Origin of the sequence: Paenibacillus sp. 4624, from assembly GCF_050435065.1 — a bacterium.
Taxonomy (GTDB): domain Bacteria; phylum Bacillota; class Bacilli; order Paenibacillales; family Paenibacillaceae; genus Paenibacillus; species Paenibacillus amylolyticus_D.
Genome location: NZ_JBNDJR010000009.1, coordinates 194261 through 207323, shown reverse-complemented (window position 1 = coordinate 207323; position 13063 = coordinate 194261). Strand labels below are relative to the sequence as shown.

Below are 13063 nucleotides of genomic sequence, written 5' to 3'. Positions count from 1 at the left end.
TGATGTGGCCAGAATTATGGATATCAGCGGCTTTGATGGTGCCCTTATGTATTATCAGCACAATACAGCTTTTTGTTACCTTAGGAAATCGATCAGAACTTTCTTATTATTCATTAGGTTTTTTGTCAGGTGAGAGTTTCAATAATTTTTATTACCTTCATTGGGAAAATTAATTTGGAGGAGAAGATGATGAGTACTAATTTGATTGCTCGAGATAACGTGGAAGATATTTTACCACTAACTTCTATACAAAAAGGAATGCTATTTCAACAACTTATGTCACCCGACACCAGCGAATATTTTGTACAGCTTCATATTAAGTTAGAGGGATCAATCTTTTTGGAAACATTCATTAATGCATGGAATCTTATAATAAAAAATAATGAAATGCTTAGGACGTTTTTTAGGTGGGATAAGATCGAGGAACCAATTCAGATTATTCTAAAAGAACATCAGTTGAATTTTATAACTTTTGATTTATCTGGTGAAAACAAAGAAAATCAAGATAAACGATTAAAAGAAATTATTTCTGATGACAAGATGAAAAAATTTAATTTGACTGAGGTTCCATTTCGAATTACATTAATAAAATTAACCGAAAATAACTATTCGTTGCTTATTTCGAATCATCATATTATTTATGATGGTTGGAGTACTGCAATATTAATAGAAGAGTTTTTAAATCACTACTCTTCGATGTTTATGGGAAACGAACCGAATATACGCATTAAATCCAAATTTAGAGAATTTGTCAAAACCGAATATTCCTCAGTTATTGATGATGTTTTTTGGTCAAATTATTTATTAGATATTGAATCTTATCCATTACTTAATGGTTCATGGGATAAACAAAGAGACGAAAAAGATTTTAGAACATACGAAACAATTGGAACTAGAGAACTAAGCCAACAAGTAATAAATAAAGCACGTGAACAGAGGGTCTCACAATCAAGCATATTTTTTTTGGCTTGGGGGATAACACTTCAAAAGTACTTAGACCACAATGATATTGTGTTCGGTATTACGTTATCACAAAGAAATGAAAGTATTCCAGGTATTATGGAAAGTATTGGTTTGTATATCAATACTCTGCCGTTAAGACTTAAGTTTAGTTGTGAAGATATGGTAAACGATCAATTACAAACGGTAAATAATAATGTGACAGAGTTATCGCGACAAAGGAATACATCCTTAGTTGATTTAAACAATTATGTTAATTCGAAAGATGCTTTATTTGATACTCTCGTTGTTGTGGAAAATTACCCGATAAATAAAGCAATGATTAAAAAAAATGAATTTCTAGATATAACAGGATATATGGTAGATGAGCATACCAATTATCCTTTAAGTATGGCCATTACATTGAATGATGTATTTCAGGTGAACTTCACATACGATACATCGCTATATTCAGAAGAGGTAGTTAAGAATTTAGCTACTCACTTTATGACTTGCATAAAAGAACTAGTGAACAGTAATTTTGTAAGCACTAAAATTAGTGATATTTCCATTATTGATGCAGTTGAAGAGAGTTCAATTCTTGATTTAAATAAAAAAACTGTTAGTTATGAGGATTTTAAACCAATACATTACCTTATTGAAGATCAAACTAGTTTGACTCCAAATAATATAGCTGTGAAATTCAAAAATATGGAACTAACATACAAAGAATTGAATGGTAAAGCTAATGATCTCTCCAGAATATTAATAAAAAATGGGGTGACAAATGGTCAGTTTGTTCCGATATATATTGATCACTCATTAGAACTTGTTATTGCAATATTTGCGGTTATGAAAATTGGAGCAGTATTTGTTCCTATTGATACTAAGTGGCCTAAAAATCGAATTTCAGATATCTATAAACAACTCGGTGAAGTAAAAGTGACATTAACTAGCATTGTCGAGGCTGATCAACTGGGGTTACCCACAAAGTTGATAAAAATTTTAACTGATCAGTTGAATATAATTCCTAATAACCCTAGTATTAACGTTCAATTGGATGACCCTATTTATTGTATTTTTACATCCGGTTCTACTGGGAAACCAAAAGGGGTAATCATACCTCATCAAGGGATAACTAATAGATTTTATTGGATGAATGAATACTTCGAAAGCAATACAGTAGTGCCTGTTACACTTCAAACTACTAGATATGTCTACGATAGTGCTGTTTGGCAGCTTTATTGGCCATTAATTTGTGGAGGAAAAACAGTTATATTACCTTCGGACTTTGAGTTTCTTCCAGATAATGTATTAAAAATAATCGATGAGAACGATGTTAACGTAATAGACTTCGTGCCATCAGTATTTAATACGTTTGTAGATAATCTACAGTTTGGCGCAGACTTGAAAAGTCAATTGAAGTCTATTCGCCATATCATTGTAGGTGGTGAAGAAGCGAATATAAGTCCTATAAGAAAAATTATGGAGGAACTACCAACTATTAAATTTACGAATTTATACGGCCCTACTGAAGCTAGTATAGGTTGTGTTTTTTACCAGATAAAAGATAGCGAATTAAACAAGATTCCAATTGGTAAGCCGATTAATAATATGGACGTTTACATTCTAGATGGAAATCAAAAACTTATGCCTATAGGCCAAAAGGGAGAAATATATATATCTGGTGTTGGTCTTGGGATTGGATATGTCAACGATCCAGATAATACTAAAAAGGCTTTCGTCAAAAAAAGTTTTGGATATAGAGGTTTATTATATAAAACAGGTGATCTCGGTAGATGGCTTCCAAATGGAGAACTAGAATATTTGGGGAGGATAGATAATCAAATCAAGAAAAGTGGACATCGCATAGAACTTTCAGAAATTGATTCCGTATTATTAAAATTTAGTGATGCTACAAATATTGTAACAATTGTAACTGAAGATAAACAAATTATTACTTTTTATCATTCAAAAGACAAATCAATAGATTTGAAGAGTATTGCAATTAGAAAATTACCGAGATACATGGTTTCAAATCACTATGTTCATATAGAGAAGTTTCCTTTAACTCTATCAGGAAAAGTTGATAAGAATCAATTATTAACATATTTTCATCAAGAAAATAAAACAAATCAAATAGTTGAGCCAAGTAGTGAATATGAAATTGAGCTAAGTAAAATATGGGGCCGAATATTTAATACCGAAAAAATGATAGGTGTCGATGAGGATTTTTTTGATCTTGGGGGGCATTCATTGTTAATAATGTCACTAAGATCAGAAATATTAAAGAGATTTAATGTATCAATTCTTTTAAGTAGTTTGTTTGATATTTCAACGATTAAAGGGCAGGGAGAAATCATAAAGGAGAAATTAAAGGATAAAACACTTAATACTTCTAATAAACTACAAACAAATACATTGGATCATTATCCATTATCATCTGCACAAAACCGAATGTATATATTGCATCAAATGTATGTAGACAGTACTGTGAATAACATGTCGGGGATAGTTCGATTGTCAAAGAATGTATCACAAGATAGAATTGAATTCGCATTTAATTCATTGATTTCCAGACACGACATTTTACGTACGGCTTTCATGAATGATGAAGGACAAATTATACAAAAAGTTTTTCCAAAAGTGAGTTTCAACTTGGAGTTATTCGACAGTAGGATTCAGCCCTTACGTGACATTTATTTAGAGTTTATAAAACCTTTTGAGTTAGAAAAGCCTTGTCAATTTAGGGCAGCTTTAATATCTACTGATGAAGATCATTCGATATTACTAGTCGATATCCACCATATTATATCAGACGGTATGAGTGTTGAGATTATGATTAAGGAATTAGAATTACTTTATTATAATAGAAGTATACCAGAGCCTAGATATCAGTATTCCGATTTTATAAAATGGCAACAAGAAAAAAACAAAAACCAGGGATTTTTAGAACACGAAAAGTACTGGATTGATACTCTTAATGAAAATATACCAGTACTTCAACTCCCTACAGATTTCCCAAGACCTGCGATAAAAAAAAATATTGGTGATAGGTATGATTGTTGGATTAGTGATACTGAAATCATAAGTAATTTATACTTTCTAAGTAGAAAAACTAATACTACTGTTTTTATTACATTATTAACTGCATTTTATGTATTACTACAAAAGTACAGTGGACAAAACAATTTGATCGTAGGAACGCCAGTTTCTGGGAGGATTAACTCAGAATTTAACGATACTGTAGGACTCTTTATGAATGTAGTACCTTTAAAATGTACTATCGATTCTACTAAAACATTTGAAGAGCTGGCAATTGAAGTAAAAGAATTATTTCTTGGAGCGCTTGAATACCAGGACTATCCTATTGAATCATTGATTAAGAAAGTAATATTAGAACGAGATCTCAGTAGAAATCCTTTATACGACGCAATGTTTAGTTACGAATCGAGTTTGGAATCTGAAAAATCAGATATTTTTGGGGATTACACTTATATTAATAAAAGTACCTCGAAACTGGATCTAACTTTATTGGTTGAGGAGAAGAAGGACGGACTATTATTTTCAATTGAGTATGATACTACTCTTTTTAAGGAGAAAACAATCACCCGGATGATGGGCCATTATTTGACTATTATTGATCAAATTATAGCAAATTCTAAAATTAATCTGGAAGATATTGCGATTGTAACGGAACAAGAAAGGTATGAGTTGTTGTTTGGCTTTAATTCTGAAAAGAGAATCTCGCAACCATTCCATTCTATTGTTTCTTTAATTGAAAAATATGCAAAATCTAGATTAAATGACAAAGCAATTTATTTTGGTAGTGAATATTACACTTATAAAGAGATTCTTGAAAGTGTAAATAAAATCTCTGCTGCTTTGAAGGAAAAAGGTATATCAAAAGGTGATGTTGTAGCCTTGCTTTTGAATAGATCACTTGAATTGATTCCTTTAATTCTTGCATTATTAAAAGTCGGCGCAGCATATCTGCCAATTGATAATAATACACCAAAAGAAAGAATTAGATATATGTTGGAAGATTCTAAGGCAACTCTACTAATTACAGATCAAAAAGATTCTTACAATATTACAATAGTTTCTCTTTCTGAGTTAAGTAACTCATCGACAAGCCAGGGAAATGGTTTGGATTTAGTTTATAATTATCCAGGTGACTTAGCCTATTTAATCTACACTTCAGGTTCTACCGGTAAACCTAAGGGAGTTGAAATAGAGCATAGATCTCTTACAAATCTAATATATGCAATAAACGAGAAAATACCGTTTGAAAGAAGGAATAAGATAATATGTTTGACAACTGTTTCATTTGATATTTTTGTATTGGAGACTCTTATTCCGTTAGCTAATGGGATGCAAGTTATTTTGGCAAACGAGAATGATATCAATGATCCCAAAAGAACAGTTTCTTTAATGGAAAATCATAGCGTAGATTCAATTCAATCCACACCTTCTAGAATGGGGATTTTAATTAAACAAATGAACCGTAAGGTACTGGATAACTTGAAGATCGTATTAATCGGGGGTGAACAATTCCCGTTAAATTTACTTACGGAGTTAAAAGAAAAGACAAATGCAAGGATTTTTAATATGTATGGTCCAACAGAAACAACCGTATGGTCTACGGTAGGGGAACTAACAGATTCAACTAATATTCATATTGGGAAACCAATTTCTAATACCCAAATATTTATACTAGACCATAAGAAGAGACCTCTACCTGTTGGGGTTATTGGAGAGTTGTATATCGGCGGAGATGGAATCGCAAGAGGGTACACAAATAAAAAATTAACTGATGATAGATTTGTAGATGATCCATTTTTCAATAATAAAATGTATCAGACAGGGGATTTAGCTAGATGGATGCCAGATGGCACTATTGAATTATTTGGTCGAATAGATCATCAGGTTAAGGTTAGGGGATACAGAATTGAATTAGAAGAGGTTGAAAGAGTAATTGCAAGCTATAATCCATCTTTAGAAACAGCTGTAGTGAAGAAGAAAGGAAATAGTAAGGAAGATGTATTGTGTGCATATTTTCGTAGTGATATCAATTTAACTACGGAGGAGTTAATGAACTATTGCCAACACTATCTTCCTTATTATATGATACCCAATTATTTTATTAGATTGGATCATATTCCGCTTAATGTTAATGGGAAAATCGATAGGAAGTTATTGAGTGAAATAGAGTTATCGGAGCGAGAAGAGATATCTTCAATAGAACCTCAAAATGAAATTCAAAAGAACTTAATAGATTTATGGAAAAAAGCGATGTCCATTGACTATGAGATAAATATAAATACAGATTTCTTTGTAATTGGTGGACATTCCCTTAGCTTAATAACGTTGTCCCATTATATTACCGAAACATATGATGTTGAAATCCCAATTGTTGATCTATTTCGTTATTCTACAATAGAGCAACAAGCCTCATTAATTGAAAGATCAAAGCAAAATGTAAACTATATGGTTGAACCTGTAAGAAAGAAAGAAGCGTATCCATTAACAGCTGAACAAAGTCGTATGTTTATTTTAAGTAATATAAACGAAAATGATACTAGCTATAATGTTCCTGTTAATTTACATTTTACTGGGGATTTAGACGTTGACAAACTAGTTTCAACTATTCAAGAGATCGTAAATCGTCATGATTCTTTAAGAACATATATTGATTACGTGGATGGCCAATTTCTTCAGAAAGTTATAGAAAATATGGAAATAACTATTGAGCGTATTGGTGCCAGTGAAGAGGAAGTTCATAAAATTATTAAGAACTTTGTTAGACCTTTCGATGTAACAAAGCCTCCATTAATTCGAGCATGTTTAATAGAAATAAATCACGAAAGCTATATACTGGTAATGGATATGCACCATATAATAACAGATGGTACTTCAATCTCTATATTGGCGGAGGAATTTTATAATCTATACAATGGAGAGGAGTTAAAGGAATTAACTCTCCAATATAAGGATTACGCAGTATGGCAGCAAGATGAAAGGAATAAATTAGCCTTTTTAAAAGCGGAGACATATTGGACTAAGCATATCAGTAATAGAAATTCAAAAAAAGTTAGCCTTCCAGCTGATATTATTGAAGTTCATAATGAAGATGACAACCTAGGTAAAGTGCTACAAACATCACTCAGTCCAGTTTTGGTATCAAAAATCAGGGGAATTGCTCAAAACAGTAAAACAACAATAAATGCTATCATGCTCACCGCATATAAAATATTACTACATGGATACACAAAAGAAAAAGATATCGTAATCGGAGTTCCGCTATCATGTAGAGAAAATGGATTGGATAGGGTAGTTGGAAATTTTGTGAATACTATGCCATTTCGAACTGAACTTAATCCAACTAATACTGCTTCTGAGTTATTAAATCAGGTCTCGAAAACAATGTTGGAGGCAATCACGAATCGTAATTACCAATTAGATTGGTTGATAGCAAAACTAAATCTTCAAGGTAACTACCAAAGTAATCCGCTATTCGATACCGTTTTTATTTATCAATATAGAAAAGAACTATTGAAATTAGCAGATTTAGAAGTTGAATTATGTCCATGGAGGGAACTACAAGTACAATTCGATATTCAATTTGCCATTGAGGAATCGCTAGAGTCGATAATATTATCAATAGAATATAGTACTAGCAAATACTCAAAGGACGCTATCCATAAATTTGCTGAAAATTATATTGATATATTGCAACAAATAACTATTGATCCTGATCAAATGGTAAACAATATAGTTTGTCACTTTAATATCTGACCGAACCAGATCTCTCTGGGAAATAGAAGCGAAAGAATGAATAAAGCAAATTGATCGTTATACCCGACGTTGTGGTCGGAAGCTAAGGAGGTGGAGCCAATATACTTGGCAAAGCCTCTATTTTTATTACCGATCAAACTTGATACAGGAAAGAAATTGATTCTCTTCAGAAGCAACAAGTTTACCGCTATTGCTTTTTGATGTTTTTTGCGAATCAAACTTAAATCTATAGCTCAATATACAAATAAGCGAGTTTCAATTGGGAGGGATGCATATGGAAATACAAGTAAATGACCTCAATGCCTATCATTATTTTGATGAACAATATGGACCGTTAGCTAGTTTATGTTCTCTGCCAGAAGATCAAGCAATAAAAATAGAACATAAAGGATTAACTACTGAGTCCGATCGAATCCGTTACTTAAAGGAAAGGAAAATTTGTGAAAATATCATGTTTCGAAGCTTGGTTAAAAAAGGCGGAAAACCTGAAATAAATTATGCCTTATATTTTACTATCGGCGAGCAGAGGGTTGTTGGTGATTTATATTCAACGCATATGGTTATCCCAGTTAGAGATTTTGATCCGAAAACAATCAGCTTTACTTACACAGATTCATTCCACACATATAGCCGAATTGACAATCATCCAACCAGAAGAAAATTATACACAATTGAGGAGATCAATCATGTTATTAGCAACTATGGATTCCACTCGAATTTAAATGGGGAGGGGAGCTTATATAAATTTATTGAAATGCAAGTCTGGAGTTTACAAGCTATGAAAAATGCCATGAAAAAGAATAAATATATATAAGTAAATGAAAATTAGTCAGGAGACGGTTAGATGATAATATTGGGTTTAACAGGTAACCTAAATAAAATATTTGAACAGACAAATGAAGTTCCATACGATACAGATTGTGATGCGGCGGCTGTATTAATAATTAACGGAAAAGTCGTGACCGCTATTGAGGAAGAAAGATTAAACAGAATTAAACATTCTCCGAAAGCACCTTTATTGGCTATAAAAGCTTGTTTGAATATGAATAACATTCGAATGTCTGATGTGGACCGAATTGCCATTTTCGGTAATGAGGATATTCAAGATAATAAATACCGAACCCAGTTTCTTTATAATAATTACCAAGGAGACAGGAGGGTTACGAATATTCGTTCTGCTTTATGTGATTTATTGGAAGAGGAGTTTCAGGAGAAAGTGGATCCTAGGAAATTTATTTTTGTTTCGCACCATATTGCACATGCTTATAGTGCTTTTATAGCATCAGGATTTCAAAAATCACTTGTTTTATCGATTGATGGTGCTGGGGATGGAATATCAGGATTAATTTTAAATGGTGAAAATGGAAAAATGGAAATCATTCGAACTATTGAATCTTCCGACTCACTTGGTTTCTTTTATATGAAAGTTGTCAGATTTTTAGGATATAGCATAGGCGATGAATATAAGATAATGGGTCTGGCACCTTATGGTGATCCAAGTGTATATAGAAAAATATTTAGAAAGCTTTACAAATTAGGTGAAAATGGAACGTTTACTTTGTCTCACGACAAGCTGGATGTATTGTTCTATATGCTCAGTCCTAGACTCAAAGGAGAACCAATAGAGCAATCACATAAGGATTTAGCCGCTGCAGTGCAAGAAACTTTGGAAATAATAGTGATGCATATACTAGATTATTATAAAGAACTGACAGGTCATAATAATCTATCCATGGCTGGCGGGGTCGCTCACAATTGTTCAATGACTGGTAAAATACTTTACAGTAATCTTTTTGACGATATTTATATTCAGCCAGCATCACATGACGCAGGCAATGCGCTAGGCGCAGCATATTATGTTTTGTTAAATGAAGAGCCTGAAGTATCTTATAGCAGATTGAATGATGTTTATCTAGGAGAAGATATTGGAGATGATAAACAGATTGAGCAAGAACTTCAACTATGGAAAGAATTTATTGATATTTCAAAGCCCGAAAACATTGTAGAAGAATGTAGCCAATTACTTGCGGATGGGAATGTAATTGGTTGGGTACAGGGTCGTTCTGAATTTGGTCCCAGAGCTTTAGGTAACAGAAGTATTTTAGCAGATCCCAGACCGTCAGAGAATAAGAATATCATTAATAGAATGATTAAAACGAGGGAGGATTATAGACCGTTCGCACCTGCTATTTTAGAAGAATCTGCTCGGGAATATTTTGAGATCCCAGAACAGTATGGAGCGAATATGTTTTCTTTTATGAATATGGTTCTAAAGGTAAGAAGAGAAAAACAAAAATCATTAGGTGCGGTAACACATGTGGATGGGTCAGCAAGAGTACAAACCGTATCCTCAACCACTAATCGACTGTTCTACAATTTAATTGCTTCATTTGAAAAGAAAACGGGAGTTCCTGTTCTGTTAAACACCTCCTTTAATAATAACTATGAGCCAATCGTAGATTCTATAAACGATTCTGTGGTTTGTTTCCTAACGACACAATTAAATTACTTATGCATTGGAAACTTCCTTATCAGAAAACGACCATTAAAGTCTGAGGCAGTTATGAAGTTAATTCCCGTTTTACCCCAGTATGTGTCACTTAATAAGAGAAAAAAGACCAGTAATGATGGTGTTCAAATGGATTATGTTTATGAAATAAGTTTTTGTTATTTTTTTGGTCAAACCGTATCTATTTCGAAAAAAGTTTACGATTTTTTAATAGAAGTCGATCACTCCAAATCGGTGGGAGAAATTATCCAAAACCAATCACTCTTCAATATAGATGAACGGATTAAAATAGAAGACATAGTGGATTTATGGACAAGACGCTTGCTAAAGCTAACTGTAAAAAAATGAATTTTTGAGGATTTTAATCTTAAGGAGGAAAATTTATGCGTGAGAATATCTAATCATCAAAAAACAACAAGAAATGCTTGAGGGATGATATATTCTGATCTTGAAGACTTCCTTCTTTACTAAATGTTTTATTTTAATTCATAAATGTGAATTAAATATTTAAACTTTTTTACCATACAATATTAGGAAAGCGGGTTATGTCCAATGAATGTAACTACAATCGTAGAAAACGCTATCAGAAAAGTATTAGAAGTTCCAGAGAATCATCCACTTAACGAAGGGCTGTTAGAAAACGGCATCAACTCCCTACGATTCATACAACTAGTTATAGAGTTAGAACTTCAATTAGATATTGAATTTTCTGACGAATATTTAAGCGAAGATAACTTATCAACCATTACTATTGAGGAGTTTTCAAATTATATTATTGATAATTTTGGTATATCTAATCAAGGGTGAGCATCATCCTCCTGCATATAATGATTAAGGAATTCGGGAATGAAATTAACTATGAACCGGGCCTCATTGCGTTAGCAGTTTAATGATACAACTATAAATGGAGTCGACTCGGTTTCGTGCTCGATTACTAAGGAGGAGGGGACTAATTGGAACCCGAATTGGAAGAATTAAAAAATAAGAAATTATATGAAATTTATCAACAATATAGTGGCAGAGTTGACGAAAAGCTTTTTGTTAATCCTTTTGGTATACATGGTGTATTACATTCAAAGCGAGTTTTATTAATTAATTTATTAATTTCTAATCGTTTGGCGGTTTCGAGGGAAGATACTTTATTGTTGGCTGAGGCATCCGCATATCATGACATTGGTAGAAGACAGGATGGAGCATGTACGGTTCACGGCTTGTTGAGCTTTCGAAAGGCCAAAAGACTCGGTTTAATTAGGTTAGAGAGTGTAGAGGACTTAAATATATTGAAATTTATAATTGAAAATCACTGTATAGATGATACATCGGCATTGAAACAAATTAATTCATATAATATAGAAAATAAAGAGAGAGCAATTTTCTTGTTTAACATTTTTAAAGATTCCGATAACCTTGACCGAGTTAGGCTTGGTGATTTGGATGTCTCATATTTACGAAATGAGACATCCAAGGAGATGGTGCCCTTAGCGCTATATCTTTATAAATCAGGTAATAGCTTAGATAAAGTCTGGACGTGTTGATAAGTGAAATTTTATTGCGTGTTAATATCACATAAATATTTCTGATTATTTACAGTAATTTCAAAATTAAAGCAAGGGAGTTTTGATAAATGATTACATCGTATCTAAACATCAATTCCTATTTCGATTATCAGTTGCTTGAGCAATCTACGAAAAAGTCTTTAACAAGGGAAGAAATTATTCAATTAATTCCGCCTTCTCTTGCCGAGCTTGAATTGTCAAAGGAAAAGCATATTCCGATTCCGGAAGAAGTGTTGAATGTATACGCTCAGTACCGTTCGACACCATTGTTCCGGGCGGTTGCTTTCGAACAAGCGATCGGCACCGATTGCGAAATTTACATCAAAGACGAAGGAAAAACGCATTCGGGAAACCACAAAGCGAACAGTGCCTATCTAATCGCTTATATGTGCAAGAGAGACGGAATTAAGACAATCACAACGGAAACGACAGGCAACTGGGGCACCGCGTTGGCTAAGGCAGCGAACCATTTTGGAATCGAAGTATTATGCTTCATCGACGAGGAAAGCAATCGTTTGCGCCCCGACAGAGTCAAGATTATGGAGGACGCAGGTGCCAAGACGATCGTTGTACCTTTAGACGAGGAACATCAGGATTTGCTGACCTTGTCGGCGGATGCCGCCATCACGTATACCAAAACGTTAAGTAATTCGGCTTATATCTTTGGAAGCGTCTATGGATACTTCGTCATTCCACAGACCATTATCGGACTTGAAGCGAAGGAACAATTAAAGCAAATTGACCGTTATCCCGACATTGTAGTGGGAAGTTGCGGAGGGGGTGCCAATATTCTTGGCACCGCCTCCGTTTTTATTGCCGATAAACTTGACGGCGGAAAAGAAGTGGAAATTTTCTCGGCCGAAGCCACAAGTTGCCCGATCCTGACGGAAGGAAAATGGGGACACTATTCCATCGACAGCCAGAGCTACTACCCGCTAATCCATACGTATGGATTGGACGGCTTGCTGAATGACGGCAAGTATATCGGCGGTTTAGGTTCTACGATCGTTGCTCCTGCCGTGTCATATTTTCATAGTCAGAATATAATCCAGGCCAAAACGTTCACGTCGGAGGAAGCCAAACAGGCAGCTTCGCTATTCTATCAATCAGAACAAAAGCTGGTCGCTCTTGAAACGGGATATCAACTGGCTGGCGTCATTCATAAAGCCAAAACGAACAGCAACAAAGTCATTTTGGTGAATATTAGCTCAGGCGAGAATGACAGGAAAATATACTTTTCGTAATCCAAGCGATCGAGCGG

At 33.7% G+C, this 13063-nt stretch carries 6 protein-coding genes; all 6 read left to right on the top strand.

From position 1 onward, the window contains the following. The first annotated feature begins 189 nt into the window (after positions 1–189). The 6 genes from ABIE27_RS20720 to ABIE27_RS20695 all read left to right on the top strand — a co-directional run bounded on the left by ABIE27_RS20720 (position 190) and on the right by ABIE27_RS20695 (position 13046). The gene (locus ABIE27_RS20720; protein ID WP_429351384.1) at positions 190–7737 is read left to right on the top strand and encodes an amino acid adenylation domain-containing protein; all 7548 of its coding nucleotides are present in this window, start codon (positions 190–192) and stop codon (positions 7735–7737) included. Between the two features lie 274 nt (positions 7738–8011). After that, on the top strand, positions 8012–8551 hold the full coding sequence (locus ABIE27_RS20715) for a hypothetical protein (protein ID WP_123064854.1): 540 nt from the start codon (positions 8012–8014) through the stop codon (positions 8549–8551). 30 nt (positions 8552–8581) lie between these two features. Beyond that, entirely contained in the window at positions 8582–10594 is a 2013-nt protein-coding gene (locus ABIE27_RS20710; protein ID WP_123064855.1) for a carbamoyltransferase family protein, read from the top strand. 204 nt (positions 10595–10798) lie between these two features. Beyond that, positions 10799–11053: a phosphopantetheine-binding protein gene (locus ABIE27_RS20705; protein WP_123064856.1), complete on the top strand. Its 255-nt coding sequence runs from the start codon at positions 10799–10801 to the stop codon at positions 11051–11053. Positions 11054–11199: 146 nt separating this feature from the next. Next, positions 11200–11781, top strand: coding sequence for an HD domain-containing protein (locus ABIE27_RS20700; protein WP_123064857.1), 582 nt, complete (start codon positions 11200–11202; stop codon positions 11779–11781). Positions 11782–11870: 89 nt separating this feature from the next. After that, a complete protein-coding gene (locus ABIE27_RS20695) occupies positions 11871–13046 on the top strand; it encodes a pyridoxal-phosphate dependent enzyme (protein WP_123064858.1) in 1176 nt (391 codons plus the stop codon). Positions 13047–13063: the final 17 nt, after the last annotated feature.